This window comes from Olleya aquimaris, from assembly GCF_003259525.1.
Taxonomy (GTDB): domain Bacteria; phylum Bacteroidota; class Bacteroidia; order Flavobacteriales; family Flavobacteriaceae; genus Olleya; species Olleya aquimaris.
Window position 1 is genome coordinate 200,229 of the sequence record NZ_QLLO01000004.1, and the last position, 26,947, is coordinate 227,175.

Genomic DNA, 26,947 nt, shown 5'->3' on the forward strand with positions numbered 1-26,947 from the left:
AACTAATCCAAATTACTATAAAAATAAAACTAAAATTCTGTTAATGACTAAAAATAACATAATTCTAACGTTTGTTTTCGCTTTTTTACTTACTAATTGTGCGTCTTTTGAAGCTCAATACAAAGACGAAAACCCTGTAATTAATCCAATTCCTGACAAGCCAATCCATAAAACATTTTATTTAATAGGAGATGCAGGAAAATCACCAAAAGATGGTTATTCTAAAGGATTGTTAGCCTTTAAAGATTTAATTAAAAATACAGATACTAAAAATGATTATGCTGTTTTTTTAGGAGACAATATTTACCCTTCAGGATTACCGGATAAAGATCATGAATCTTATGAGGATGCTAAATCTAAATTACAATCACAAGTAGATGCTGTCAAAGATTTTAAGGGTGAGGTTTTGTTTGTACCTGGTAATCATGATTGGTATTCAGATGGATTAGATGGTCTAAAAAATCAAGAAAAATTTATAGAGGATGCATTAGGTAAAAACACCTTTCAACCAGAAGATGGATGCCCATTAGAAGTCATTGAGGTTAGTGATAAAATAGAACTTATAGTTATAGATACACAGTGGTATTTAGAAAATTGGAATAAACATCCAACCATTAATGATGAGTGCGAAATCAAAACCAGAGAACGTTTTTTATTAGAACTAGAAGGCGAGTTTAAAAAAGCCCAAAATAAAACCGTGATTGTGGCTATGCATCATCCAATGTATACCAATGGTACGCATGGTGGTTTTTTTACTTCAGATAAACACTTATATCCTACGCAAAAAAAAATACCCTTACCAATAATTGCCTCATTTTTAACCCAAGTAAGAACTCAAGGTGGAGTGTCCATTCAAGACCGATATAACGAGCGTTATAACAAAATGATGAACCGTATTGAAACCTTAGCTTTGGAGTATGATAATATAATATTTGCTTCTGGGCACGAACATTCTTTACAATACATAGAAAATGACGGGATTAAACAAATAGTTTCTGGTTCTGGCGCTAAAAAATCTGGTGCTACTTTAAGCAATAATGGATTATTCGCCTATGGTAATCAAGGGTTTGCAACTTTTACCGTTTTTAAAGATGGTAGTGGATATGTTAGTTTTTATGCGGAAGAAAATAACAAAGCAAAATTGTTGTATACCAAGCAAATCTTTGAAGAAGATGAGCCAGAATATGATATATCTCAACTTCCTGAAACCTTTCCGTCTACAATGAAAGCATCTATTTATACAAAAGATGAAACTGATAAATCTGATGTCTATGAAGCTTTATTTGGAGATAAATACAGAGAGTTATATAGTAAAAAAGTAGAAGTCCCAGTAGCTACTTTAGATACACTTTATGGTGGATTAGAAATCGTGCGAGAGGGTGGAGGGCATCAAACCAGATCCTTACGTCTACAAACAAAAGATGGTCGTCAATTAAACATGAGGGCTTTACGTAAAAGTGCTACTCAATATTTGCAAACAGTTATTTTTAAAGAAACGTATTTAGAAGATGATTTTGATAAGACCAAAGTCGAAGAATTAATTTTAGATTTTTACACAGCAGCACACCCTTATGCGTTTATAGTTGTTCCAGATTTATCACATGCAGCAGAAATCTATCATACAAATCCCAAACTATTTTTTATTCCTAAACACAAACACTTAAAAGATTATAATCGTGATTTTGGAGGTGAATTGTATTTAATTGAAGAACGTCCAGAAGATAACTATACGGACGAAAGAAATTTTGGTTATGCAGATGATATAGAAAGTACTCATGATATCATAAAAAAAGTTAGAAAGGACGAAAAATATAAAATAGACGAAAACGCTTTTGTCAGAGCACGATTGTTTGATATGCTTCTTGGCGATTGGGATAGACATCAAGATCAATGGAGATGGGCACAATTTGACCAAGAAAATGGAGATAAATTATATAAACCTATACCAAGAGATCGTGATCAAGTATTTTCTAACTTTGATGGTGCTTTATTAGATATTATGCGTGTAATTTCAGGGTCTACCAAGCAATTACAAGTATATGATGGCGAGTTAAAAGACATCAAATGGATGAATAGTGCTGGTATTAAACTAGATAAAGTGCTTATCCAACAATCTGGTAAAGACGTCTGGTTAAAACAAGCACAGTTTTTACAAGATAATGTTACTGATGAAGTCATAGATCTTGCATTTAGTAAAGTCCCAGAGGAAGTTAAAGATGAGACATTAGAACAGATTAAAATATACTTAAAACAAAGACGTGGTAATTTAAAAGATATTGCAGAACGTTATTATAACTATTTAAATGAGTTAGTTGTCCTTACTGGAACAGATAAAGACGATTATATCGAAGTTAAGCGTATTGGTGATAACGATACACAAGTTATTATTTCTAGAATTAAAGATGGTAAAAAAGCAGACGTTATTGTAGACAGAACCTTTAACAAAGACGTTACTAAAGAGCTTTGGATTTACGCATTAGATGACGACGATGTAATTGAAGTAACTGGTAAAGCAAACAATTTAATTTTTACCAGAATTATTGGAGGACAAAATAATGATGAATACATTATAAAAAATGGAAGACGTGTTCGTGTTTACGACCATAAGTCTAAACCTAATACCATCACAGAAAATAATGGCGCAAAAATAAATTTTACAGATATTTACAATAACAATCTGTTCGATTTTCAGAAAAACATTGTTAGAACAGGAGTGATTACACCAAGTTTAGGATTTAATCCAGACGATGGATTAAAGGTTGGCATTGGGTTAATAAAAACAACTAAAGGGTTTTCTCGTAATCCTTTCTCTCAAGAACATCGTTTTAATGGAGGTTACTTTTTTGCAACAGATGGATTTAGCTTAAAATATGATGGCGAGTTTGCAAACCTATTTGGAGAATGGAACTTACATCTTTCTGGACAATTAACAAGCGAGAATTTTACCAATAACTTTTTTGGTTATGGTAACGAAACTGTTAATAACGACGATGCATTAGACTTAGATTACAACCGAATTAAAACAAGTATTTATGCTGCAAGTGTAGGTGTGCTTAAAAAAGGAAATTTTGGTTCTGATTTTGGTATAAAATTAATGCTAGATGCTATTGAAATAGGTGAAACTCCAGATAGATTTATTGAAACCTTAGAGCCATCTACAACTAATGCGGACTTTTATAGCAGACGTTTATTTACAGGTGTTGAAGGTAACTTTAACTATAAAAGTTTCGATAATATTTCTATACCAACAAGAGGGATGACCTTTGGTTTAGATATTGGTGCTAAAACCGAACCTGAAAACACTAAATATACGTATGGTTACATCAATTCTGAGTTAGGTTTTTACAACGCACTAATCACCAACAGAAAGTTGGTTTTAAAAACAGATGTACGTACCCAATTGCGTTTTGGTAACGATTTAATTTTTTACCAAGCAGCAAATATTGGAGGAGGTAATGGATTAAGAGGTTACAGGTTACAGCGTTTTACTGGACAAAATAGCTTAACAGGAAGCGCAGACGTACGTTATAGTTTTGATAAATTTAAAACTAAAGCGTTACCATTACAATTAGGAATTTTTGTTGGAACAGACGTTGGTCGAGTGTGGTCACGAAACGAAGACTCTAAAATCTGGCATAACGATTATGGTGGTGGTTTCTGGGTGACAGCTGCTAACAGCTTATCAGGTACATTTAACTTTTTTAATAGTGAAGAAGGGTTGCGATTCTCTTTTGGCTTTGGACTAAATTTTTAATAAAAAAAGGATGCAAAAATATGTACTATGGCTAGTCGATTATATTAAAAAATTAGAAAGTAAAATTGCATTTTATCCTACTGTTTTTAGTGTCATAGGTATTGTGTTTGCCTTTATCATGTATTATGCAGAAAACAATGGGATTTCTGGATATATCCTAAAATATTTTCCTGCATTAGTCATAAACAATACAGACACAGCCCTTAATATTTTAACCACTTTTATTGCTGGATTAATATCCATAATGGTATTTAGCTTCTCGATGGTAATGATTTTGCTAAGTCAAGCTTCTAGTAACTTTTCGCCAAGATTGCTACCTGGTTTAATTTCTAACAGACGTCATCAAAAAATATTAGGCATATACATTGCTAGTTTATTGTACTGTATATTCACTTTAATTAGTATAGAGCCTACAGGAGATAGTTACCAGTTACCTGGTTTTTCGGTCTTATTTGCTATTATTTTTATGATTACATGCTTGGGTGCTTTTATTTATTTTATTCATTCCATGTCTCAAGAAATTCAAGTACATAACATAATGGAACGGATTTATGCAGATGCTAAATATAGATTAGAAAAACTGTTAAATACAGAAAAAGAAAATATAGATAATTTGTCGTTTCCAGATTCTGATAATTGGGAGCTAATAACTTCTAATAGGTCAGGGTTTTTACAAACTATTAATTTTGATATCATTTCTAAAATAGCACAAGAATGCGATAATAGATTTGAAGTGGTAGCTATTAAAGGAAATTTTATTCACCTAGATCAAGTTTTATATAAAGTTGAAAAACCGTTGGATAAAGAACAACAAGAGCTTATTGAGGATGCCTTTTTATTTTCTAGAGACGAAATTATTTCTGATAACTACATATTAGCCTTTAAACAATTAACAGAAGTTGCTGTTAAAGCGATGTCTCCTGGAATTAACGATCCTGGAACAGCAATCATTGCTATAGACTACCTAACAGAGTTATTTAGTCTTAGATCCTCTAAAAGTGACGAAAGCTATGTAACTAAAGACAATAAGGCTTTAATAAAAATCCACACAGTCTCTTTTGAAAACTTGATGTATTATTGTAATTCGGCTTTACGTACATATGTAAAGCATGATGTAATTATGGTGCTAAAAATATTAGATATGTTTTACTATTTAATTAATAATGTAACTTATTCTGCTTACCAAAAAATAATTTCAACACAAATTGAGGTCTTATTAAATGATGCCAAATCAAGTATTAATAACCAGAATGACTTAGAAGTTATTAAAACTAAAGCAGATGCTATTTTAAATAATTAATTAAGTTTAAAGGTGTAAATGTTATTATCTTCTTTACCAGAATCTTCATCTGTAATTATAACTGTAGAGTTGTTTTTAAAACAAATACCTTCTTTTTGAGAATCGTGTTCTAGATCAATAGATGTAACATCTCCTTCAAAAAAACGGTCTGATTTAAAATTAGTTAATGTCCAAACTTTATCATGGTTTAAAAGGACTATTGTTTTACCATTAGGACTTATATCTGCTGAGGTAACACGTGTATCTTTTCCTTTTAATTCATATTCTGTTAAAAAAGTAGCTGTATGTGTACCAATTTGGTTTGGGACCTTAATAACCATTGTTTTATCGTCTTCTTTACTGAAAATGTAAAACGTATTGTTCCATAAAAAGAAGGCTTCAAAATCTTCAGATTTTACATCTTTTGGCAGTATAAAGGTGATGGTTTTTGCATTAGTTTTGTTATGTAAATTAGCAATATCTTCAATTTTATAGATATAAAATATTTTTCGTTTTCTAGAGTTGTTTCCAAAATCACCAATATATAGGTTGCCTTCTTTATCGCTAGTTAAATCTTCCCAGTCATCATTTTTTACATTGTCAATATCAATATCTTTTACAATGTTTCCCTTTATATCCATTCCGTAAACATTGTTTTTGTTTCCAGCATCTTCAATAGTCCAAATCAAATTAGACCCTTTAACCATTTGTGCAGCAGATGCTTCATCTAAATCACTATCTATAGATCCAACTACGTTTAATTTTCCTGTATTACAGGATAAAAAAAGTATAGCAGAAACAAGTATAGGTTTTAAAGGAAATGTCATAAATTGTGTTTTTTTAGATTTAATTTAATGTAGGCATAACTTAAGCCAAACTAAAATGTAGAATCTTAAAATATTTATAAAATTACTAATTTATATGCTTAAAATTGGGCACAGAGGGGCAAAAGGTCATATTGCCGAAAACACATTAGAATCAATAAATCAAGCTATACAGTTTGGTGTAGATGGAATAGAGATTGACGTGCATATATGCAAAAGTGGTCAATTAGTCGTGTTTCATGATTTTACCTTAGACCGTATGACAAACGGAACAGGAGAAATTGGTAAATACACTTTAAAGCAATTAAAACAGTTACGAGTAGAAGATAACTACCAAATACCTACATTAACAGAGGTTTTAGACCTCATTGATAATACTATTTTGGTAAATATAGAATTAAAAGGTGAAGCAACAGGTTTACCAGTTTGCCAAGTTATAGATTATTATGTAGCTAATAAAAACTGGTCTTTGGGTAATATATTAGTTAGTAGTTTTCAAGAAAAAGAGCTGTTAGATGTTTTTAATCATAACCCTAACATTCCGTTAGCAGTTTTAACAAAAGCTAGTGTGACTAAAGCAATTCATTTTGCACATAGAATTAAAACTAAAATCATACATCCTAATTTTGCTTTACTTAGTAAAGACAATGTCAAAGAGGCTCAAAAATTAGGATTTAAAGTCAATACTTGGACAGTCAATACCAAACAAGCCATAAAACGAATGAAAAGTTATCAAGTAGATGCTATAATAAGTGATTTTCCTGACCGATTATGAAACAGTATGATGTAATAATAATAGGTGGAGGTGCAGCAGGTTTTTTTGCTGCAATTAATATAGCAGAGCAATATAACAACCTAAAAGTAGCCATTTTAGAACGAGGAAAAGAGGTGCTTACTAAAGTTAAAGTATCTGGTGGAGGACGTTGTAATGTAACTCATGCCGAATTTATTCCGCAAGAATTAACCCAATATTATCCAAGAGGAGAAAAAGAATTACTAGGACCTTTTCATACTTTTATGACAGGTGATACTATGGAGTGGTTTGAAAACAGAGGTATACCACTAAAAATTGAAGAAGATGGTCGCATATTTCCAGTAACTAATAGCTCTAAAACCATAATAGATTGTTTTTTAAATGAAGCAAAAAAACATCAAGTTGAGGTGTTAACTAATCAATCGGTTACTCGTTTTCAAAGTGTAAAAGATAAATGGGAGGTCAATACAAAAACAGACCAATTTTCTTCAGAAAAATTAATTGTTGCTACAGGAAGTAACCCTAAGATTTGGTCGTTTTTAGAAGTATTAGGACATACTATTGTAAAACCTGTTCCGTCATTATTTACCTTTAATATTACCGACGACAGAATAAAAGATATTCCTGGTGTGGTTGCACATAATGTTACTGTAAAAGTAGTAGATTCTCATTTAGAATCTTCGGGACCATTATTGATTACTCATTGGGGAATGAGTGCACCTTCCATACTAAAACTTTCAGCTTTTGGAGCTTTAGAATTGGCTAAAAAAAATTACAAATTTAATATTGAGATTAATTTTGTTAATCAAGATTATGACACTGTACTATTAGTATTAAAAGACTGCAAGCAAGAGTTTTCTAAAAAAACGGTGGTTAATTATGCACAGTTTGACCTACCTAAACGTTTGTGGAGAACATTAGTGTTAGCTGCCTCTATAACAGAAGACACTAAATGGGCAGAGGTCAATAAATTACAATTAGACAATCTATCCAAACAATTAACAAAAGCTGTGTTTAAAGTAGACGGTAAAAGTACTTTTAAAGAAGAATTTGTGACCGCTGGTGGTGTAGATTTAAAAGAGATAAACTTCAAAAACTACCAAAGTAAATTGCATGACAATTTATATTTAGTTGGCGAAATCATTAATGTAGATGCAGTAACAGGTGGTTTTAACTTCCAAAATGCTTGGACAGGAGCTTATATAGTTGCTAATAATTTATACCAATAATATGCAAACGTTTGTAGCTTTTTTAAGAGGAATTAATGTTGGTGGACATAACAAAATCCCAATGCAAGACTTACGTCAGTTATTAGATGGCCTATCGTTTAAGGATGTAAAAACTTACATTCAAACTGGGAATATTGTATTTAAAGCTAAAGAAACAGATAGACCTGTTTTAGAAACTAAAATTAAAGCAGCAATTAAAAATCAATTTAATCTTGAAATTCCTGTACTAATTAAAACACCAAAAGAGATACAAACCATATTAACACGTTGTCCGTTTACGGAAGCAGAAAAAGAAAACAGTTATTTTGCATTGCTATTTAATAAAGCTACCAAACAACAAGCACAGTCTTTAGATTCTTACAGTTTTCCAAACGAAAAATTTAAGCTAATTAATGATTGTATTTACTTGTATTCCAGCACAGGATATGGCAGAGCAAAAGCTAATAATAATTTTTTTGAAAAAAAATTATTGATGGAAGCAACAACCAGAAACTATAAAACCCTTAAAAAATTAATAGACCTTTCGGACCTTTAATTGTTCTTTTTAATAGAGTCCCATGACATTTCTAATGCAAATTTAAGCTGCTCTTTATTCATATCAAGCTCATCTTTTATTTTTAAACGCATTGCAGAAACAACATCCCCTAAAACCATCTGTAAAATAAGTCTTACAGGAACATCTTTAATGTGGTTTTCTTCAATACCTTTTAAAAAGAAATCTCTAATATTTGCAATGTGCTTTGCAGAAAGTCTTACTAAGTTTTTTGTAATTATAGGAGGCACAGCAACAATTTCCATAAAAGTAAATGCTAAAGGGTTTCCAACAAAATAGTTGTATAGGTTTAACCACATAGCCTCATACTGAGATTTATAATCTTTGTCTGGTAGGTTAGCCATCAAAACGACTCCGTAATCTTGAACAATCATCAAATAAATCTCTTCAATAATTTGATTTTTGTTTTCAAAATAATGATAAATAGTACCTACTGCTACATTTGCTTCTTTAGCAACTTGAGACATAGGTGTCGCATGCAGACCTTGTTTTACCACTAGCTCTAGCATAGTGATAATAATACGTTGTTTTTTGTCCATGAAAATAGACTTATTTTTAGGAAAAGCGGCAAAGTGAGATTTAAGGGAACTCTTTTTACCAATCAGTTAATTTTAGTTTTGAATGCATTCAAAAAACGGAAATACTTGGAAATCAACAAATTGAATATTCATTCGGTTTTCAAAATTAAACAAATAGTTTAAATATTAAAACTATCTTTGCACAAATTTTATTTTAAATGAATTTATCTGGTTTTTTATTCAATAATTACAAAAAAACAAACAACAATGGTGTAGTGACTTGGTCATCACCTAGTAATATAGCTTTGGTTAAATATTGGGGAAAAAAAGAACATCAAATCCCAGAAAATCCTTCTATTAGTTTCACTTTAGATGCTTGCAAAACTATTACAGAAGTAACTTTTGAAACAAAAACAAATAATGAAACGTTTTCATTTGAAGTGTTTTTAGATGAAAAAGCTAAGCCAGATTTTCATCCAAAAATTGAAACTTTTTTTAAACGCATTGAAGCCTATCTCCCTTTTTTAAAAGATTTTCATTTTACTATAAAAACCAGAAACACCTTTCCGCATAGCTCAGGAATCGCTTCTTCTGCATCTGGGATGAGTGCTTTAGCGTTATGTTTAATGAGCATAGAAAAGGAGTTAAGCGACGCTAATTTAACAGAAGAGTATTTTATTCAAAAAGCCTCTTTTTTAGCAAGATTAGGATCAGGAAGTGCTTGCAGAAGTCTAGAAGGCGACTTGGTAGTTTGGGGTCATCATCCAGCTATTAAGGGAAGTAGCGACTATTTTGGTGTAAAATATCCTTATCAAGTTCATGAGGTGTTTAAAAATTATCATGATACAATTTTGTTAGTCGATAAAGGTGAAAAGCAAGTTAGTAGTACAGTTGGTCATAATTTAATGCATGGACATCCTTTTGCTAAACAACGTTTTAAGCAAGCAGTAGATAACATTACTAATATCAAAGAGATATTAAAAACTGGTAATTTAGAAGCTTTTATTGCTTTAGTAGAAAGTGAAGCATTAACCCTTCATGCAATGATGATGACAAGCATGCCTTATTTTATTTTAATGAAACCTAATACACTAGAAATAATTAATAAAATTTGGGCTTTTAGAAAAGAAACAGGATTGCCTATTTGCTTTACTTTAGACGCTGGAGCTAATGTACATGTGTTGTATCCACAGAAAGATTCAGAAATAATTTATGAATTCATTAAGACCCAGTTAGTTGGATATTGTCAAAACGGTCATTATATTTGTGACAGAATTGGTTTTGGTGCAAAACAATTGTAACTTTATAAAACCAATGGATTAATAGCATATGAAAGGTCCTTTATTTTATTCAAAAATTTTGTTGTTTGGTGAGTACGGAATCATCAAAGATTCAAAAGGGTTGTCAATACCTTATAATTTTTATAATGGTGCTTTAAAAATGGATAAAAATCCATCTGAAGAGGCACAACAATCCAACAAAAATTTACAACGTTTTACAGAGTATTTATCAAAAATAGATAAGCAACTTGTTGTCTTTGATATAGAAGCTTTACAAAACGATGTCTCGACAGGTATGTATTTTGACTCTTCAATACCTCAAGGTTACGGTGTTGGTAGTAGTGGTGCTTTAGTAGCAGCTATTTATGATAAATATGCTCAAAATAAAATTACCGTTTTAGAAAATCTTACAAGAGAAAAACTACTTACGTTAAAAGCTATATTTGCTCAAATGGAATCGTTTTTCCATGGTAAATCCTCTGGATTAGATCCGTTAAATAGTTATTTAAGCTTACCAATATTAATAAATTCTCAAGAAAATATTGAGGCAACAGGTATTCCAACGCAAAGTAGTAATGGGCAAGGAGCAGTCTTTTTATTAGACTCTGGTGTAATTGGTGAAACTGCACCAATGGTGAGTATTTTTATGGAAAACATGAAGCAAGAAGGGTTTAGAAACATGCTTAAAAACCAGTTTATTAAACATACAGATGCTTGTGTTGATGACTTTTTAAAAGGCGATATCAAGTCGTTATTTAAAAACACTAAACAATTATCTAAAGTAGTGCTAAACCATTTTAAACCTATGATTCCAGCTCAATTCCATGAGCTTTGGAAAAAAGGAATTGAAACTAACGATTACTACCTTAAACTTTGTGGTTCTGGTGGTGGAGGTTACATTTTAGGGTTTACACCAGATATTAAAAAAGCAGAAAACGCATTAAAAGACTATAAGCTAGAAGTTGTATATAATTTCTAACATTCTTTTATTTTTTAGACTAAGCTTAGTCTAAGTGTTTTTTTAAAATATTGTTTATGCTTAAACGAAAACAGAAACATATTCTTCTTAAATTTTTTAGTATGTTTTCTGTGGTTAGAGGCTATAATATTTTAGTTATTGTAATAGCACAATACTTAACTTCAATATACATTTTTGCACCAGATAAACCTTTAAAAAAGGTACTGTTTGATGTTAACTTATTAATGCTAGTTTTAGCATCTGCAGCAGTAATTGCTGGAGGTTATATAATAAATAATTTTTACGATTCCGAAAAAGATTTAATCAATAGACCTAACAAAACCATGTTAGACAAATTGGTTAGTCAAAACACCAAGCTATCATTTTATTTTGTGCTTAATTTTTCAGCAGTTGTTATGGCTAGCTACGTGTCTTTTAAGCCTGTATTATTCTTTTCGTTTTACATCTTTGCTATTTGGTTCTATTCGCATAAATTAAAAAAACTTCCTATTGTAGGTAATGTGGTTTCAGCAATATTAACCCTGACGCCTTTCTTTGTCATTTTTGTGTATTATTCCAATTTTAAAGCTGTTATTTTTGTACATGCTATATTTCTATTTTTAATAGTCGCTATCAGAGAATTAACCAAAGATTTAGAAAACATAAAAGGAGATTTAACCTTAAACTACAGAACTATTCCTATTGTTTATGGCGAGTCATTTTCAAAAAAAATCACTACATTTTTGGTTATTGCAACTCTGTTTCCGGTGTATTTTTTAGTCACAAAATTTGATATAGGTTACATGTACATATATTTTTACGTTTGTGAAGCACTATTAATTATTTATCTTATTTTACTTTGGAAATCAAATACAAAAACCCACTACTTGTGGTTACACAATATTCTTAAATTAATAATACTAGCTGGTGTATTTAGTATTTTATTGATTGATGTAGATTTGGTTTTAAACCGAATATTATAATTTAGATTACTACATTAAATAGCAAGAGATGAAAAATTCGTTGTAAATTTGCAAAAAATTATATTATGAGCAGACATCAAGGTGCCAATGGTAAAGGAAAATCCTCTGGAAGAGGACGTGATAACTCTAAAAGCAAAACGTATGCTAGAGGTAACGCACCTATTAAGAAAAAAACAGCACCAAAATCTAATAGTCAATCAGATCTAATCCGTTTAAATAAATACGTTGCCAATTCTGGAATGTGCTCTCGTAGAGAGGCAGACCAGCACATTGCAATGGGACTAGTTACTGTAAACGGTAAAGTTGTAACAGAAATGGGTTATAAAGTCAAGTTAGAAGACGAAGTCCGTTACGATGGAGCTAGAATTAACCCAGAAAAAAAGGCATACGTCTTATTAAACAAACCTAAAGGTTTTGCTACTACAACAAGTGAGCAAAAAGGAAGAACCGTTATGGATTTGGTGGCAAATGCAACAAGCGCAAGAATTAAACCAATTGGACGTCTAGGACGAAACTCGACAGGATTATTGCTTTTTACTAACGACGAGAAAGTGGTAGCGCGTTTTACTAGTTCTAACAAAGGTGTAGAGCGTTTGTTTCATTTAGAGTTAGATAAGAATTTAAAATTTGAAGATTTAAAAAAAATTAGAGAAGGTTTTAAAGTCGAAGGAAAGCAGGTTAACGTTGAAGAAATAGACTATGTTAACAATACTAAAAATGAAGTTGGTGTAAAAATTAAAAATACAGGAAACACTATTTTACATACTATTTTTGAGCATTTAAAATACGAGTTAGTTAGAATAGATTGCGTACAAATTGCACATTTAACCAAAAAAGATATCCCAAGAGGAAACTGGAAAATTTTAACTGAACAAGAAGTGAATACATTAAAAATGATGTAGGATATTTTCTTATTGATAAAATGAAATTCAAATATTTAATTATGGTTTTTGCAGTTGTGTTTAGTTGTCAAACTAAGCACAAGCAATCGCCACAAATTAAATCTCAAGCTAAAGTTATAGATATTAACACTACCACAGATAGTTTAGTGTTATTTGGAGAACACGTCATATCTACACCATTATACGAACGTGATTTAGCAATCTCTCCTCAAGGTAATGAGCTTATTTACACATTAGGCGATTATAAACAAAACAAAAGATGCTTAGTGTCGCTAAACTTTGAAAATGGAGAATGGACTGATGCCCAAATTTTAAATATCTCTGGACAATATCAAGATATAGAACCCTTTTATAGCAATAACGGTAACCGATTATATTTTGCATCTAATAGACCAATTTATAACGATAATACTAGAACTGATTATAATATCTGGTATAGTGACCGTATTGAAAGTGCTTGGTCAGAACCAATTGCACTAGACTCTGTAATTAACACCAAAAACGACGAATTTTTTCCATCTTTAACTACCTCTGGTAATTTATATTTTACAGCAACAAGAGCAGACGGAATAGGTCGAGAAGATATTTTTGTTTCAGAATATTTAAATGGTCAATATCTAGCACCAAAACCATTACCTGAAGCAATAAATACACCATTATTTGAATTTAATGCCTACATCAGTCCAGATGAAAATTTAATTATTTTTAGTTCCTTTGGAAGAGCTGATGGTCTAGGTGGAGGAGATTTATATATTAGCCAAAAAGACAAAACTGGTCAATGGACAGCTTCTAAAAACTTAGGGAAATTAGTGAATTCTACTGCATTAGATTTTTGTCCGTTTATAGACTGGAAGTCTCGCAGTTTCTATTTTACAAGTGAAAGACTATCCCTCAACAATAATAAATTAGAACAGATTGAGTCTTTAAAACAAATAGCAAATCATCCTTTAAATGGATTTGGAAATATTTATAAAATTAGTTTAGATAGCATTCTCTAAACGACAGTAATTCTAAAAATAAAACCCAAAACTACCAGTAACACCAAATTTTCTGGCATCAGGATTGGTAATAGGGTTAAGGTAATTACCTCTAAAATTAAAGTCTATCCTAAAGACTTTAAAAATATTACCTACACCAACACTATACTCGTAATACGCTTCTTTACTTGGTGCTCTGTACATCAAACCTGAAGCGTTAATGTCTTTATTCTCTTGAGAGATATCACCAATAACTCCTCTAGCGCCTACAATAGCTCTTAAATTATATTTTTTAAGAAACGGAATTCGTGAAAACAAGCGTCCATTAAAATTATGCTCTATGTGTAAGGTGGCATATTCGTCTGTCACAAACTCGTAAAAATCTAAGTTAGAAAACGTGTTGTAAATAGAAAAATAACTTTGGTTACCTGGTACGACACTTAATAATCCTAAAGGGACTTCTCCAAACGTTTTACCAGCTTCAATAGTGGTGTATAAACGTCCAAAACCTCCTACAGACCAAGGTTGTGTGTACGAAAATTGCAATTTTGTATAGTCAAAATCGCTATTTAAAACACTTTTATCACCAACAGTTACCTGTGCAAACAGTCTAGCATAATCATCATTTTTAGTGCGACGCTCTACACCAAAACCAGTCATTTCACGATTTGGGAAATAAGATATAGAAACTGCAGTTTCATATTGCTTCACTTCAGACTTTGTGGTGGTTTGTGTCGCATCTGTATAATAGTCTAGACTAAATGTGTTTGAAGCAGATTCTAAAGTTCTGTAACTTCCGCTTAAGCGCGTAATAAAATTACGAAAAGGCTCAGCTTCAATAGACAAAATACTTAAGTTAATGTTGGTTAGTTTGTCATTTATTCCTGTACCAACAACTGCGCTACTAGCTAAGCTTCGACCTAATACATCTGTACTTGTGGTTAGACTTGCTCCTATTTGCTCAACATCTCTACGGTTTCCTCCAGAGATGATTAATCGACTTCGTTTATCCAACAACCACTTACCAGATAATCCGTATTTAAACTTATTATCTCTAAAACCATAAGCTGTAAATCCTTCTAGTCGCCACAAATCATTTTGACCAAAGTATGTACGTCCTCCAGCTCTTAATCGTAAGCCTTCTACTGCGTTAAAACCAAAGGTGGAGAAGATGGGTCCATAATCAAAATTAATGCTAGGAAACTCGACATAACCTGATGCTAAAATGGTTCCTAAATTATACAAACGCTGAAACTTAGGCGTGTTTTTTAAAGAATCCAACATGACGTAAACCCCTTTTTCATCTTTACTAAGTTGCTCCATGCGGTTTTTTTCCCAGAAACTATCATCTTGGTTGTACAGATCTTGGTCAAAACTGTAAACTTTTTCTTTATAAAACTTAGGGTCTTTTTTTAGGTCAAATTTGTAATTATCGTACAAGGTGGTACGTTTTCCATAAATTCCTTTAGATTGTTCTTTTTTATTAAACGCAAAATCACTCATAAAGTAATCGCGTTTTATTAAAAATACCGAGTCGTTAAGCACTTCAAATTCTTGCTCGATATAAATTTCTTTAACCCAGTTAATATTGGCGCTTTTAGAGGCTTGCATATTAATCTCTTTAATAGCAAATGTGGTGTCTGCTACCCAAAAATCACCTTTAAAAGTCAACTCATTTTTACGTCGTGGATAGTAAATAATGTTATAACACCATTTGTTATCTATAAAGCTACTGTCTGCTAATACGTAATTATAGGTTTGGATTCCTGTTCTAGAAATTGGACTAGTAAAACTTTTGTCAAAAAACTTTAAATAATTATCATACACATCATAATCTGAGTACAAGTCATCTACAAAGTCAATAATTATTTGGTTATTACTAAATCCAGAGTTTTTGTTACCTTTTAAAATCTCTCTTTTTGCATTAATAACATTGTCTCCATACACTTCGCTAGAAGACTCGTTAATAAACATAGGTAAATATGTTTTACCAGTAACATTTGAAGTATCTACTTGCTCAAAGACAAATTCCATACCTTTAAATAGTTTGCTTTCCATTAAAGAACTATCAATGGTATTTAGGTCAAACTCTACTTTTTCGTATTTATCGTATTGGTATTGCTTGTATTTTTTTAAACCATTTGTACGTTTATTAGCCCATATTTTTCTTAAAATATCAATAGCTGGATTATTTTTTTTGGGTTGTTTTCCAGAAACGATAACGACTTCATCTAAAGTAGAAACTTCTTCTTTTAAAATAATTTTAAGGTTATAGTTTACTTTTTTATCAAGTTGAATTTCTTCCGTTTGATAGCTAATAAACGAGACCAGTAACGTGTCCCAAATTTGGTCATCTTCCATGTAAAAACGACCTTCTTCATTAGTTATTACTCCTATAGAAGATCCTTTAAACACAACATTAGCAAAAGAAATAGGTTGATCAAACTCGTCAAACACTACACCACTAACTTTAGTTTGAGCGTAGGTGATTAGATTTCCGAAGAAAAAAAGTAAAATAATAAGTTTGCTATTCATATTTGGGTATTAAACAAAAAGCTTCATCAACAATCATGCTAATGAAGCTTTTTGTATTTCTAAAATACTATTTTTTTATTTATACATTACTTTTTTAACAGCCTTAATAACATCTTTATGGTCTGGTAACCACTCGGCTAATAATACTGGAGAGTAAGGTGCAGGTGTATCTGCAGTGTTTATTTTTACTACTGGAGCATCTAAATAATCAAATGCTTCACTTTGTACTAAGTAAGTAATTTCTGTTGCAACGTTTCCAAAAGGCCAAGCTTCTTCTAAAACTACTAATCTGTTAGTTTTTTTAACAGATTCTAAAATAGCTTTTCTATCCATTGGACGTACAGTACGTAAGTCAATAATCTCACATGAGATACCTTCTTCAGCTAATTGGTCTGCAGCGATATAAGCTTCTTTAATAATCTTACCAAAAGAAACAATGGTCACATCAGTACCTTCTCTTTTAATGTCTGCAACGCCTAACGGAATGGTGTATTCACCCTCAGGTACTTCTCCTTTATCACCATACATTTGCTCACTTTCCATAAAAATAACAGGATCGTTATCGCGTATAGCAGATTTTAATAATCCCTTAGCGTCATAAGGGTTAGAAGGTACTACTACTTTTAAACCAGGTGTGTTTGCAAACCAGTTTTCAAAAGCTTGACTGTGTGTTGCTGCCAATTGTCCTGCACTAGCAGTAGGACCTCTAAAAACTATAGGACAATTAAATTGTCCACCAGACATTTGTCTAATTTTTGCAGCGTTGTTTATAATTTGATCAATACCAACTAAAGAGAAGTTAAACGTCATGTACTCTACAATAGGTCTGTTTCCAGTCATTGTAGATCCAATAGCAATACCTGCAAAACCAAGCTCGGCAATTGGTGTGTCTATAACACGTTTAGCACCAAACTCATCTAACATTCCTTTTGAAGCTTTATAAGCTCCATTATATTCTGCTACTTCTTCACCCATTAAGTATACGCTTTCGTCTCTGCGCATTTCTTCACTCATAGCTTCGCAAATAGCTTCTCTAAATTGAATTGTTTTCATCTAAAATTAATTTGAAAGCAAAAATAACAATAAATGAAAAACTTTTAACTAAAGAATTATTTAAAATTTATTATGCATGCATAGTATATTTTAGAAATAAAATAATTATCTTCGTAACCGCAATATTTAAGCGCATTTTTGTAGCTTAAATTTATTTTAAATTTAAATAAAAGTTAGCTTAACTATAACGATATAGTTGATTTTTGCTAACACAATTGAACTAAAAAAAATATAATAAATATGAAAATTTTAGTGTGTATTAGTCATGTACCAGATACGACATCAAAAATTAATTTTACTGATGGCGATACTAAATTTGACACTAACGGAGTGCAATTTGTAATTAATCCTAATGACGAATTTGGTTTAACACGTGCCATGTGGTTTAAAGAAAAACAAGGTGCTTCTGTAACTGTAGTTAATGTTGGTGGAGCAGAAACCGAACCTACATTACGTAAAGCCTTAGCAATTGGAGCAGACAATGCAGTAAGAGTTAACACTGAAGCTAAAGACGGTTTTCAAGTCGCTAAAGAATTAGCCAATGTTGTTAAAGATGGTGGTTACGATTTAGTAATAGCTGGTCGTGAATCTATTGATTATAATGGAGGAATGGTACCAGGTATGCTTGCAGAATTAGTGGGAGCAAACTTTGTAACTAACTGTATCAACCTAGAAATTGACGGAACAAATGCAAAAGCGGTTAGAGAAATTGATGGCGGAAAAGAAACCGTTTCAACATCTTTACCATTAGTTATTGGTGGACAAAAAGGACTGGTAGAAGAAAGTGATTTACGTATCCCTAACATGAGAGGGATTATGATGGCACGTCAAAAACCGTTAAATGTTGTTGAACCTGTTGGAGCAGCTGTAGAAACCGCTTCGGTTAAATTTGAAAAACCAGCACCAAAAGGAGCGGTAACACTAGTGTCTCCAGATAATTTAGACGAATTAGTAAGTTTACTTCATAACGAAGCTAAAGTAATATAAATCACAATTTTTTAATTCCAAATTCCAACATAAAACTTTTTGGAATTTAGATTTTGGAATTTTAATTTTTAAAATAAAAATTATGTCAGTTTTAGTATATACAGAATCAGAAAACGGAAGCTTTAAAAAAACAGCTTTTGAAGTTGCATCATATGCCAAAGCAGTTGCAGACCAAATGGGAACAACAGTTACAGCAGTTGCAATAAACGCTAATGATACCTCAGAATTAGGAAAATATGGAGTCGATAAAGTATTAAACATCTCTAACGATGCATTTAAAAACTTTAACGCAAAAACTTATGCAGCTGCAATTGCACAAGCAGCAAAAAAAGAGGAAGCTAAAGTGGTTGTGGTTAGCCAAACAGCAGATAGTAAATATTTAGCACCTATTTTAGCAGTAAGCCTAGAAGCAGGTTACGCATCTAATGTTATGGAAGCGCCAACATCTACGTCGCCTTTTACGGTTAAACGTACTGCGTTTACTAACAAAGCCTTTAATGTAACTACTATAGATACAGAAGTTAAGGTTGTAGGAGTGTCTAACAACTCTTTTGGATTAGTAGAAACAAGTGGTAGTGCTTCTTCAGAAGACTTTTCGCCTAGCTTACCAGAATCTGGTGTGTCTGTAGAGTCTGTAGATAAAGCAACAGATAAAGTAACAATTGCAGATGCAGAAATAGTAGTATCTGCTGGACGTGGAATGAAAGGTCCAGAAAATTGGGGAATGATAGAAGAGTTAGCAGACGTTTTAGGCGCTGCAACAGCATGTTCTAAACCAGTATCAGACTTAGGATGGAGACCACATAGCGAACACGTTGGACAAACAGGAAAACCAGTAGCTTCTAATTTATATATTGCTATCGGTATTTCTGGAGCCATCCAACATTTAGCAGGTATTAATGCATCAAAAGTTAAAGTGGTAATAAATACAGATCCAGAAGCACCTTTCTTTAAAGCAGCAGATTATGGTGTTGTTGGTGATGCTTTTGAAGTTGTACCGCAATTAATCGAAAAAATAAAAGCGTTTAAAGCAGCAAACGCATAATTTTTTATAAATTTAAGTTCTATTAACACAGGACTGTTTAAATTATGTACAAAAACTACTAATTGTAGTTTGGTAAAGTCCTAATTTAAGCAGTTCTTTGTTTTTTAAATACTATGAGTTTAGTTCGATTAAATATTAAAGGTATTTCTTATAGCCAAACACAAAATGGTGCCTATGCACTTATTTTAAACGAAGTGGAAGGTGACCGTAAACTACCTATTGTTATTGGTGCTTTTGAAGCGCAATCTATTGCTATTGCTTTAGAAAAAGAGATAAGACCACCAAGACCGTTAACCCACGATTTATTCAAGAATTTTGCAGACCGTTTTGACATAGTTGTCAAACAGGTAATTATTCATAAGCTGGTAGATGGTGTGTTTTATTCGTCTTTAATTTGCGAGCGTGATAAGATTGAAGAAATTATTGATGCCAGAACTAGTGATGCTATTGCTTTAGCATTACGCTTTCAAGCACCAATCTTTACTTACAAAAACATACTAGATAAAGCTGGAATATATCTTAAAGTAGATCCTACCAAAGAGAATGACCCAGATAATATTTTGGTTGAAGATATTATAAATGAAGAATTAGAAATAGAACCCTTAAGCGAAGATTATAAATCCAAAACAATAGAAGAATTACATAGTCTATTGGACGAAGCTGTTAATAATGAAGACTACGAAACAGCAGCTAAAATTAGAGATGAAATTTCTAAACGATAATTCCCCTTAACAAATGAAAAAAATTACCCTTGCTATTGTAGCTATTTTATTGAGTTCAACTTTAGGTTTTGCTCAAAATATTGAAAAAGAATGGCAATTAGAAGCAAGTCAAACTCAGTTAGATTCAACTAGTTTAGATATTTCCCAAAATGATATTTTAACGATAAATAAAGGTGCTTTTTCACATAATAATTATTCCGGAGATTATCTTTTTCAAAATAATGTTTTGGTGTTTTATTATGATAATCCTTCGGATGTTACCAAAAGATTTAAAGTACAAACATTAACAGATTCTACTCTTGTTTTTAAAGAAAAAGAATCTGTTTTTTCATTTAAAATTAAAGAACAAACAGCAGAGCAATTAGCAGTTTCTGAAGCCAATAAAATAATTCCAAGTGAAGGGTTTACTATAGGAAGTCTTTGGAGAGGGGTTTTAGGAATGTTAGCTCTAATTTTTATTTCCTTTTTATTTAGTAGCAATCGTAAAGCAATCGATTGGAAAATTGTTGGAATTGGATTAGCCTTTCAATTACTAATTGCAATTGGAGTTTTAAAGGTAGAATTTATTAAAACCGCTTTTGAGTTTGTAGGAAGCTTGTTTATAAGTGTCCTAGATTTTACCAGAGCAGGTAGTAAATTTTTATTTGAAGGTTTAGTTGTAGATATGGATACTTTTGGATTCATTTTTGCCTTTCAAGTATTACCAACCATTATTTTCTTTTCTGCTTTAACCTCATTATTATTTTACTTAGGAATTATTCAAAAAGTAGTAAAGGGAATGGCTTGGCTTTTATCTAAAGCTCTCAAAATTTCTGGAGCAGAAAGTTTAAGTGTTGCAGGAAATATCTTTTTAGGACAAACCGAAGCACCTTTATTAATAAAGGCCTATTTAGAAAAAATGAATAAGTCAGAAATGCTTCTTGTCATGATTGGTGGTATGGCAACCGTAGCTGGTGCAGTACTTGCAGCCTATATTGGCTTTTTAGGTGGAGAAGATGAAGCCTTACGTTTGTTTTATGCCAAGCACTTATTAGCAGCTTCAGTTATGGCAGCTCCTGGTGCTATAGTCATCTCAAAAATATTATATCCTCAAACCGAAAATGTTAATACAGATGTTGCTGTATCGCAAGATAAAATTGGGTCTAACATATTAGATGCTATAGCTAATGGTACAACAGAAGGTTTAAGATTAGCGGTTAATGTTGGAGCCATGCTTTTAGTATTTGTTGCTTTTATTGCTATGCTTAACGGAATATTAGGTTGGGTAGGTGATGTCACTAATTTAAACGAATGGATTGCAGCAAATACCAGTTATGCCTCTTTATCTTTAGAGTTAATTTTGGGTTATATTTTTGCACCATTAATGTGGTTAATTGGTGTGGCAAGTCAAGATATGGCATTGATGGGTCAATTGCTAGGTATTAAATTAGCAGCTAGCGAATTTGTAGGTTATATCCAATTAGCAGATCTTAAAAATGTAGCTAACGCGACACATTTAACCTATGAAAAATCAATTATAATGGCAACCTATATGTTGTGTGGTTTTGCCAACTTTGCGTCAATTGGTATTCAGATTGGTGGTATTGGATCATTAGCGCCTGGACAGCGTAAAACTTTATCAAAGTTTGGAATGAAAGCCTTAATTGGTGGTACTATTGCGTCATTAATTTCTGCAACAATTGCAGGTATGATAATAGGATAACAAATTCCTGCGAAAGTAGGAATCTCATCATAAAAAGAAACAGAATACACTTCTTAAAGACTCATAACAAACAATAGTTATGAGTCTTTTTTATTTGAAATTATTCAGTTAATAACTTTTAATATTTATTTAGTTAAAAATCAGCTCTCAAACTGCTTTTTATTTAAATTCGTTTTTGGCATTAAAATTCAAGTTTAATTTAAACAGATTCCCACTTTCGTGGGAAATATTATGAAACAATACCACGATTTAGTTAAGCACGTTTTAGAACAAGGCAATACCAAACAAGACCGAACAGGAACAGGAACCAAAAGCGTTTTTGGTTACCAAATGCGTTTTGATTTAAGTGAAGGTTTCCCAATGGTTACCACTAAAAAATTACACTTAAAATCTATAATTTATGAGTTGCTTTGGTTTTTAAAAGGGGATACTAATACCAATTATTTAACCGAAAACGGTGTGCGTATTTGGAATGAGTGGGCAGATGAAAACGGTGATTTAGGACCTGTTTATGGACACCAATGGAGAAACTGGAATAGCGACGAGATAGACCAAATTAAAGATGTTATACATAGCTTAAAAAATAATCCAGATAGTAGACGTATGTTGGTTTCTGCGTGGAATCCTTCGGTTTTACCAGATACTTCAAAAAGCTTTGCAGAAAATGTCGCTAACGGTAAAGCTGCGTTACCACCATGCCATGCGTTTTTTCAGTTTTATGTTGCAGATGGTAAATTGTCGTGTCAGTTATACCAACGTAGTGCAGATATCTTTTTAGGAGTACCGTTTAACATTGCGTCTTATGCGTTATTTACTATGATGATGGCTCAAGTGTGTGGGTATCAAGCAGGAGATTTTATTCACACCTTTGGAGATGCGCATATCTACAGCAACCATATTGAGCAATTAGAGTTGCAATTATCTAGAGATATTAGACCATTACCAACCATGAAGCTAAATCCTGAAGTAAAAGATATTTTCGATTTTAAATTCGAAGATTTTACTTTAGAAAACTACAATCCGCATCCACATATTAAAGGTGTGGTAGCAGTTTAATCTTGTTAAATGAAATATTTTTTTCTGTCTTTAATACTACTTTTAACTACGTTTTGCGTCGCTCAAAGTAGTTTAAAATACAACAGACCTCACGTTGTTTTTCCAGGTTGTCAGGATGCTGAGGATGTCTCTAGTTGTTATGACACTAAAGTGCTTCAGTATATTGATACGTCTTTAACTGCTGAGGTAAGCAGTAAATTAATTCAGTTCTCTAAAAAAGATACATTAAAAATTTTTACACGTATTTATTTTGACGAAACCGGAACGGTTTTACAAAAGCTTTCCAATATATCTGCATCTGTAGATAGTCTAAAAAACGAGTTGAATTATTTAGTTACTAAATTTCCTAAAGTAGCACCAGTTTTGGACAAAACCAATAAGGGTGTTGCAGACTATAAATCTTCAGTTTTTGGGTTTACAATAGATAGAGCACTTAATACTTTAAGTCCTATAGAAAATTATCAACCTGAAGAAGTTCCGTTTAGTATTATTGAAAAAGTACCTATTTACTTAGGTTGTAAAAAAGACTTATTAGGTGATGATGCAAGAAAATGTATGAACGATAAACTAAGAATACATATCGGTAAGCATTTTAGAAGTGAATTAGCCAATTCGTTAGATTTGGATGCTGGTATCCATAGAATTTTTGTGTTTTTTAAAATAGATAAAGAAGGAGAAATCACATCTATTAAAGCCAGAGCACCACATCCCGCTTTAGAGCAAGAGGCAATTAGAATTATGTCTTTAGTGCCAAAGCTTAGCGCTCCTGGAATACAACGTGGTAAGCCTGTAATTGTCCCATTTTATATTCCAATATCATTTATGATTGAGGATTCACATAAATTATCTAAAAAAGAATTGAGACAACAAAAACGAAAGCTAAGAAACTAATATGAAAAATCTTTTATTCCTAATACTACTATTATTTACTCAACTAACTGTTGCACAAGAAATTGAAATCATTGAAGTTGAAGAAGAAGAAGTAGAAAACCCAGAAGTGCCATTTTCTGTTATAGAAAAAGCACCTGTTTATGAAGGTTGTCAAGATTTAAATAGCATTGAAGAACAAAAAAAATGTTTTGTAGAATCTGTTAGAAAACACGTAGCAAGAAAGTTTAATACAGACTTAGCCAACAATTTAGGATTAGATAATGGTCAAGTTAGGATATTTGCAATTTTTAAAATTGATAGTTTAGGTAATGTTTTTAATATAAGGACCAGAGCGCCACACCCTAAATTAGAAGAAGAAACTTTAAGAGTGTTAAATCTTATACCAAAAATGCATGCGCCAGGAACGCAACGAGGAAAACCTGTGATTGTAAGCTATGGCTTACCTATAGTATTTACTGTAGTTGGTAATTTAGCTCCAGAAGAACAACAATCTTACCCGCTTACACAAGACGAAATAAAAGATTTAAAAAAGAAAAAAAAGCAAAGAGATAAAGAATTAAAAAAAGCACTTAAAGAAAAAGAAAAAGAAGAAAAAAACAAAGACTAAAGCAACAATAAAATTATTTAATAAAAAAGGAGCATAACATACAGTTATGCTCCTTTTGTCTTTTAAATTAAGATGTAAATTACAAATTAATTACACTGTTGTCTGTTGCAGCATAGTCATTCCAAGCATAAGCATCTGCTTGGGTGTCGTTTTGCCATTTGCCATCAACTACATATTTAAACTCGTAAGCTTTTCCAGCTTCAAGATCTACAGTACCTTTAAAAGTACCATTCTTTAACTTTTTTAAAGGTTCTGCTTTTGTATTCCAGTTATTCCAATTTCCAGCTACAGTTACTTTTTTTGCATCTTCTGCAGGAACAGTAAAAGTGACTTTACAAACTGGCTTACTTTTTAAAAATTGTTTCTTAATTGCCATAATATTAGTATTTTAATACTTCAAAATTAGATAAGATTTTTTCACTCTTCAAAATAAAAAATAACTAATTTTAAACTTTTATGAGATTAATAAAATTAGGGGGTAAAAACAGATTTATTATTAATTTTACCGAATAAAATCACTAGAATTAATAAAGTAAATAATCACCATAACTTACTGAAAATCAAACTAAATCGTTTTCGTTTAAAATAATTAAAATCAAATTCTTGTAAAAACACTAACTTTACATTATAAAGTCAACTTATGTTTGGAATAAAGAAAAAAGAAACACCTCAAATAGATAAAGAGCAATTAGAATTAATTAAAAATGCCCAACGTAGAATTAAGCAAAAAAAACGGTTGTATGCGCATTTTGTTATCTTTCTAATTGGAGCAGTATTTATTATAGCAGCAAATACCGTTTTAGGTATTGGTAAAGACACCACGTTTTTTGGAATTAATTGGTTTGTCTTCGCCATTTTAGGGTGGTTGTTTTTCTTTTTATACCATGCTTTTACTGTGTTTGTTACTACAAAATTTATGGGTAAAGAATGGGAAGAAAAACAATTAGCTAAGTTGGTCAATAAGCAACAAGTGCGCATAGAGAAGCTTAAAAATGAATTAGAAAAAGAAGATCTGCATATTGCTGAAAGTGAAGTCTTTCAAAAAAAAACAAGTAAAATAGTAAACAATCTTACTATTATAGTTGCTGCAGGTGAGAATAATGAAATAGGTAAAAATAACGAACTGATTTGGCATTTAAGTGACGATTTAAAGCGTTTTAAAGCCTTAACTTCTGGTCATCACATCATTATGGGTCGTAAAACTTTTGAAAGTTTTCCTAAACCATTACCTAATCGTACACATATTGTTATCTCTAGACAAGCCAATTATAAAGCACCAGAAGGTGTTATTGTGGTAAATAGTTTAGAAGACGCCATTTCTATTGCTAAAAAAGACTCGCAACCGTTTATTATTGGTGGAGGAGAAATCTATAAGTTAGCGATGCCTTATGCATCAAAAATAGAATTAACACGTGTACATGCCAATTTTGATGCAGATACTTTTTTCCCTGCTATTGACACAAATATATGGAAAGAAACCTCTAATGTATTTCATAAAAAAGATGACAATCATGAGTATGAATTTTCATTTTTAACCTTCGAGAGAAAATAAATTAGGCTTTTAACTTTTCATTATCTATTAAATGGTTGTCAGAATAAACTTCTGTCTCAATTGATTTGCCCAAACCTAAATTATCTCGTACTTTTGCAGCCCAAAAAATAGAACAAATAATTAATTTCCGCTTGACGGAAATAAAATATAAGAGTATGAGTCCAGCAGGAAAATTAACATTTGATGTATTAATAGAAATACCAAAAGGAAGTAGAAACAAGTACGAATATGATTTTGAATTAAATAAAATCAGATTTGACCGTATGTTGTTTTCGTCTATGATGTATCCAGGAGATTATGGGTTTATTCCAGAAACTTTAGCATTAGATGGTGACCCGTTAGATGTATTGGTAATGGGAACAGAGCCAACTTTTCCGATGTGTGTGATGGAAGTAAAACCTATTGGTGTATTCCATATGGCAGACGAGAAAGGTCCAGATGAAAAATTAATCTGTGTACCAGTTACAGACCCAATTTGGAATACGTATAATGATATTCAAGATTTAAATCCGCACAGAATTAAAGAGATCACTCACTTTTTTCAAGTATATAAAGATTTAGAAAAGAAAAAAGTTGATGTTGGTGGTTGGGGAAATGCAGAAGAAGCTTATGACATTTTAAATAAATGCATCGATCGTTATGAAAATAGCAAACATAAACAAGCAGGTGACTTCAAAATTTAATAATTCGTAATAAAACAGTTAAAAAACCCTTATATATAATTTATAAGGGTTTTTTATTCTGCGCTATTTTGTTACTTTAGCAGACATTAAAAACTAATCAAAA

Annotated in this window: 24 protein-coding genes; 19 read left to right on the top strand and 5 right to left on the bottom strand. The window is 31.7% G+C overall.

Going from position 1 to position 26,947, the window contains the following annotated elements:
- The first annotated feature begins 43 nt into the window (after window positions 1-43).
- Entirely contained in the window at window positions 44-3,754 is a 3,711-nt protein-coding gene (locus tag LY08_RS07335) for a metallophosphoesterase (RefSeq protein WP_111659798.1), read from the top strand.
- 10 nt (window positions 3,755-3,764) lie between these two features.
- Window positions 3,765-5,054, top strand: coding sequence for a DUF2254 domain-containing protein (locus LY08_RS07340; protein WP_111659799.1), 1,290 nt, complete (start codon window positions 3,765-3,767; stop codon window positions 5,052-5,054).
- Here LY08_RS07340 and LY08_RS07345 read toward each other — a convergent pair.
- Window positions 5,051-5,860 carry a hypothetical protein gene (locus LY08_RS07345; RefSeq protein WP_111659800.1) on the bottom strand — a complete coding sequence of 270 codons (810 nt, stop codon included), beginning with the start codon at window positions 5,858-5,860 and terminating at the stop codon, window positions 5,051-5,053. The two genes, LY08_RS07340 and LY08_RS07345, sit on opposite strands and share 4 nt — an antisense overlap.
- A gap of 94 nt (window positions 5,861-5,954) precedes the next feature.
- Here LY08_RS07345 and LY08_RS07350 point away from each other — a divergent pair, with 94 nt between their 5' ends.
- From LY08_RS07350 to LY08_RS07360, 3 genes are read left to right on the top strand one after another with little or no spacing between them, the layout of a single operon-like run.
- Window positions 5,955-6,632 carry a glycerophosphodiester phosphodiesterase gene (locus LY08_RS07350; RefSeq protein WP_111659801.1) on the top strand — a complete coding sequence of 226 codons (678 nt, stop codon included), beginning with the start codon at window positions 5,955-5,957 and terminating at the stop codon, window positions 6,630-6,632.
- Window positions 6,629-7,840: a BaiN/RdsA family NAD(P)/FAD-dependent oxidoreductase gene (locus LY08_RS07355; RefSeq protein ID WP_111659802.1), complete on the top strand. Its 1,212-nt coding sequence runs from the start codon at window positions 6,629-6,631 to the stop codon at window positions 7,838-7,840. The genes LY08_RS07350 and LY08_RS07355 overlap by 4 nt, the downstream gene beginning before the upstream one ends.
- A gap of 1 nt (window position 7,841) precedes the next feature.
- Window positions 7,842-8,375 carry a DUF1697 domain-containing protein gene (locus LY08_RS07360; protein ID WP_111659803.1) on the top strand — a complete coding sequence of 178 codons (534 nt, stop codon included), beginning with the start codon at window positions 7,842-7,844 and terminating at the stop codon, window positions 8,373-8,375.
- Here the strand turns inward: LY08_RS07360 and LY08_RS07365 are convergent.
- Window positions 8,372-8,932, bottom strand: a complete 561-nt coding sequence (locus LY08_RS07365) for a TetR/AcrR family transcriptional regulator (protein ID WP_111659804.1) — start codon at window positions 8,930-8,932, stop codon at window positions 8,372-8,374. The two genes, LY08_RS07360 and LY08_RS07365, sit on opposite strands and share 4 nt — an antisense overlap.
- Window positions 8,933-9,129: 197 nt before the next feature.
- Here LY08_RS07365 and LY08_RS07370 point away from each other — a divergent pair, with 197 nt between their 5' ends.
- From LY08_RS07370 to LY08_RS07390, 5 genes are all read left to right on the top strand, one after another.
- Window positions 9,130-10,212, top strand: a complete 1,083-nt coding sequence (locus LY08_RS07370; RefSeq protein WP_111659805.1) for a diphosphomevalonate/mevalonate 3,5-bisphosphate decarboxylase family protein — start codon at window positions 9,130-9,132, stop codon at window positions 10,210-10,212.
- 28 nt (window positions 10,213-10,240) lie between these two features.
- On the top strand, window positions 10,241-11,170 hold the full coding sequence (locus LY08_RS07375; RefSeq protein ID WP_111659806.1) for a mevalonate kinase family protein: 930 nt from the start codon (window positions 10,241-10,243) through the stop codon (window positions 11,168-11,170).
- Window positions 11,171-11,226: 56 nt separating this feature from the next.
- Window positions 11,227-12,132, top strand: a complete 906-nt coding sequence (locus tag LY08_RS07380) for a geranylgeranylglycerol-phosphate geranylgeranyltransferase (protein WP_111659807.1) — start codon at window positions 11,227-11,229, stop codon at window positions 12,130-12,132.
- Window positions 12,133-12,197: 65 nt separating this feature from the next.
- Complete coding sequence (locus LY08_RS07385) at window positions 12,198-13,034, top strand: pseudouridine synthase (RefSeq protein WP_111659808.1); 837 nt, start codon at window positions 12,198-12,200, stop codon at window positions 13,032-13,034.
- A 20-nt stretch (window positions 13,035-13,054) separates the two neighbouring features.
- Window positions 13,055-14,032, top strand: a complete 978-nt coding sequence (locus LY08_RS07390; RefSeq protein WP_245907569.1) for a TolB family protein — start codon at window positions 13,055-13,057, stop codon at window positions 14,030-14,032.
- A 12-nt stretch (window positions 14,033-14,044) separates the two neighbouring features.
- Here LY08_RS07390 and LY08_RS07395 read toward each other — a convergent pair whose 3' ends face one another.
- The gene (locus LY08_RS07395) at window positions 14,045-16,546 is read right to left on the bottom strand and encodes a DUF5686 and carboxypeptidase-like regulatory domain-containing protein (protein WP_111659810.1); all 2,502 of its coding nucleotides are present in this window, start codon (window positions 16,544-16,546) and stop codon (window positions 14,045-14,047) included.
- A gap of 75 nt (window positions 16,547-16,621) precedes the next feature.
- On the bottom strand, window positions 16,622-17,599 hold the full coding sequence (locus LY08_RS07400; RefSeq protein WP_111659811.1) for a pyruvate dehydrogenase complex E1 component subunit beta: 978 nt from the start codon (window positions 17,597-17,599) through the stop codon (window positions 16,622-16,624).
- Window positions 17,600-17,839: 240 nt separating this feature from the next.
- Between LY08_RS07400 and LY08_RS07405 the strand changes: the two genes are divergently transcribed.
- The 7 genes from LY08_RS07405 to LY08_RS07435 all read left to right on the top strand — a co-directional run bounded on the left by LY08_RS07405 (window position 17,840) and on the right by LY08_RS07435 (window position 24,609).
- On the top strand, window positions 17,840-18,586 hold the full coding sequence (locus LY08_RS07405) for an electron transfer flavoprotein subunit beta/FixA family protein (RefSeq protein ID WP_111659812.1): 747 nt from the start codon (window positions 17,840-17,842) through the stop codon (window positions 18,584-18,586).
- Between the two features lie 82 nt (window positions 18,587-18,668).
- Entirely contained in the window at window positions 18,669-19,631 is a 963-nt protein-coding gene (locus LY08_RS07410; protein WP_111659813.1) for an electron transfer flavoprotein subunit alpha/FixB family protein, read from the top strand.
- A gap of 113 nt (window positions 19,632-19,744) precedes the next feature.
- The gene (locus tag LY08_RS07415) at window positions 19,745-20,353 is read left to right on the top strand and encodes a bifunctional nuclease family protein (protein ID WP_111659814.1); all 609 of its coding nucleotides are present in this window, start codon (window positions 19,745-19,747) and stop codon (window positions 20,351-20,353) included.
- A gap of 13 nt (window positions 20,354-20,366) precedes the next feature.
- Complete coding sequence (locus LY08_RS07420; RefSeq protein ID WP_111659815.1) at window positions 20,367-22,055, top strand: nucleoside transporter C-terminal domain-containing protein; 1,689 nt, start codon at window positions 20,367-20,369, stop codon at window positions 22,053-22,055.
- A gap of 231 nt (window positions 22,056-22,286) precedes the next feature.
- Window positions 22,287-23,111, top strand: a complete 825-nt coding sequence (locus LY08_RS07425; RefSeq protein ID WP_111659816.1) for a thymidylate synthase — start codon at window positions 22,287-22,289, stop codon at window positions 23,109-23,111.
- 9 nt (window positions 23,112-23,120) lie between these two features.
- Window positions 23,121-24,002 carry an energy transducer TonB gene (locus LY08_RS07430; protein ID WP_111659817.1) on the top strand — a complete coding sequence of 294 codons (882 nt, stop codon included), beginning with the start codon at window positions 23,121-23,123 and terminating at the stop codon, window positions 24,000-24,002.
- 1 nt (window position 24,003) lies between these two features.
- Window positions 24,004-24,609 carry an energy transducer TonB gene (locus LY08_RS07435; RefSeq protein WP_111659818.1) on the top strand — a complete coding sequence of 202 codons (606 nt, stop codon included), beginning with the start codon at window positions 24,004-24,006 and terminating at the stop codon, window positions 24,607-24,609.
- 79 nt (window positions 24,610-24,688) lie between these two features.
- On the opposite strand, the gene LY08_RS07440 is transcribed toward LY08_RS07435, so the two are convergent.
- Window positions 24,689-24,985: an isoamylase early set domain-containing protein gene (locus LY08_RS07440; RefSeq protein ID WP_111659819.1), complete on the bottom strand. Its 297-nt coding sequence runs from the start codon at window positions 24,983-24,985 to the stop codon at window positions 24,689-24,691.
- Between the two features lie 264 nt (window positions 24,986-25,249).
- On the opposite strand from LY08_RS07440, the gene LY08_RS07445 reads away from it, so the two are divergent.
- A complete protein-coding gene (locus LY08_RS07445; protein ID WP_111659820.1) occupies window positions 25,250-26,161 on the top strand; it encodes a dihydrofolate reductase in 912 nt (303 codons plus the stop codon).
- A 155-nt stretch (window positions 26,162-26,316) separates the two neighbouring features.
- Window positions 26,317-26,844: an inorganic diphosphatase gene (locus tag LY08_RS07450; RefSeq protein ID WP_111659821.1), complete on the top strand. Its 528-nt coding sequence runs from the start codon at window positions 26,317-26,319 to the stop codon at window positions 26,842-26,844.
- Window positions 26,845-26,947: the final 103 nt, after the last annotated feature.

What these genes read in the sequence shown, in the direction of transcription:
- LY08_RS07345 (WP_111659800.1), bottom strand. Translation starts at nt 5,860, where the DNA reads ATGACATTTCCTTTAAAACCTATACTTGTTTCTGCTATACTTTTTTTA.
- LY08_RS07430 (WP_111659817.1), top strand. Translation starts at nt 23,121, where the DNA reads ATGAAATATTTTTTTCTGTCTTTAATACTACTTTTAACTACGTTTTGC.
- LY08_RS07410 (WP_111659813.1), top strand. Translation starts at nt 18,669, where the DNA reads ATGTCAGTTTTAGTATATACAGAATCAGAAAACGGAAGCTTTAAAAAA.
- LY08_RS07450 (WP_111659821.1), top strand. Translation starts at nt 26,317, where the DNA reads ATGAGTCCAGCAGGAAAATTAACATTTGATGTATTAATAGAAATACCA.
- LY08_RS07420 (WP_111659815.1), top strand. Translation starts at nt 20,367, where the DNA reads ATGAAAAAAATTACCCTTGCTATTGTAGCTATTTTATTGAGTTCAACT.
- LY08_RS07375 (WP_111659806.1), top strand. Translation starts at nt 10,241, where the DNA reads ATGAAAGGTCCTTTATTTTATTCAAAAATTTTGTTGTTTGGTGAGTAC.
- LY08_RS07370 (WP_111659805.1), top strand. Translation starts at nt 9,130, where the DNA reads ATGAATTTATCTGGTTTTTTATTCAATAATTACAAAAAAACAAACAAC.
- LY08_RS07380 (WP_111659807.1), top strand. Translation starts at nt 11,227, where the DNA reads ATGCTTAAACGAAAACAGAAACATATTCTTCTTAAATTTTTTAGTATG.
- LY08_RS07440 (WP_111659819.1), bottom strand. Translation starts at nt 24,985, where the DNA reads ATGGCAATTAAGAAACAATTTTTAAAAAGTAAGCCAGTTTGTAAAGTC.
- LY08_RS07385 (WP_111659808.1), top strand. Translation starts at nt 12,198, where the DNA reads ATGAGCAGACATCAAGGTGCCAATGGTAAAGGAAAATCCTCTGGAAGA.
- LY08_RS07435 (WP_111659818.1), top strand. Translation starts at nt 24,004, where the DNA reads ATGAAAAATCTTTTATTCCTAATACTACTATTATTTACTCAACTAACT.
- LY08_RS07400 (WP_111659811.1), bottom strand. Translation starts at nt 17,599, where the DNA reads ATGAAAACAATTCAATTTAGAGAAGCTATTTGCGAAGCTATGAGTGAA.
- LY08_RS07340 (WP_111659799.1), top strand. Translation starts at nt 3,765, where the DNA reads ATGCAAAAATATGTACTATGGCTAGTCGATTATATTAAAAAATTAGAA.
- LY08_RS07390 (WP_245907569.1), top strand. Translation starts at nt 13,055, where the DNA reads ATGAAATTCAAATATTTAATTATGGTTTTTGCAGTTGTGTTTAGTTGT.
- LY08_RS07415 (WP_111659814.1), top strand. Translation starts at nt 19,745, where the DNA reads ATGAGTTTAGTTCGATTAAATATTAAAGGTATTTCTTATAGCCAAACA.
- LY08_RS07335 (WP_111659798.1), top strand. Translation starts at nt 44, where the DNA reads ATGACTAAAAATAACATAATTCTAACGTTTGTTTTCGCTTTTTTACTT.
- LY08_RS07350 (WP_111659801.1), top strand. Translation starts at nt 5,955, where the DNA reads ATGCTTAAAATTGGGCACAGAGGGGCAAAAGGTCATATTGCCGAAAAC.
- LY08_RS07365 (WP_111659804.1), bottom strand. Translation starts at nt 8,932, where the DNA reads ATGGACAAAAAACAACGTATTATTATCACTATGCTAGAGCTAGTGGTA.
- LY08_RS07360 (WP_111659803.1), top strand. Translation starts at nt 7,842, where the DNA reads ATGCAAACGTTTGTAGCTTTTTTAAGAGGAATTAATGTTGGTGGACAT.
- LY08_RS07355 (WP_111659802.1), top strand. Translation starts at nt 6,629, where the DNA reads ATGAAACAGTATGATGTAATAATAATAGGTGGAGGTGCAGCAGGTTTT.
- LY08_RS07395 (WP_111659810.1), bottom strand. Translation starts at nt 16,546, where the DNA reads ATGAATAGCAAACTTATTATTTTACTTTTTTTCTTCGGAAATCTAATC.
- LY08_RS07425 (WP_111659816.1), top strand. Translation starts at nt 22,287, where the DNA reads ATGAAACAATACCACGATTTAGTTAAGCACGTTTTAGAACAAGGCAAT.
- LY08_RS07445 (WP_111659820.1), top strand. Translation starts at nt 25,250, where the DNA reads ATGTTTGGAATAAAGAAAAAAGAAACACCTCAAATAGATAAAGAGCAA.
- LY08_RS07405 (WP_111659812.1), top strand. Translation starts at nt 17,840, where the DNA reads ATGAAAATTTTAGTGTGTATTAGTCATGTACCAGATACGACATCAAAA.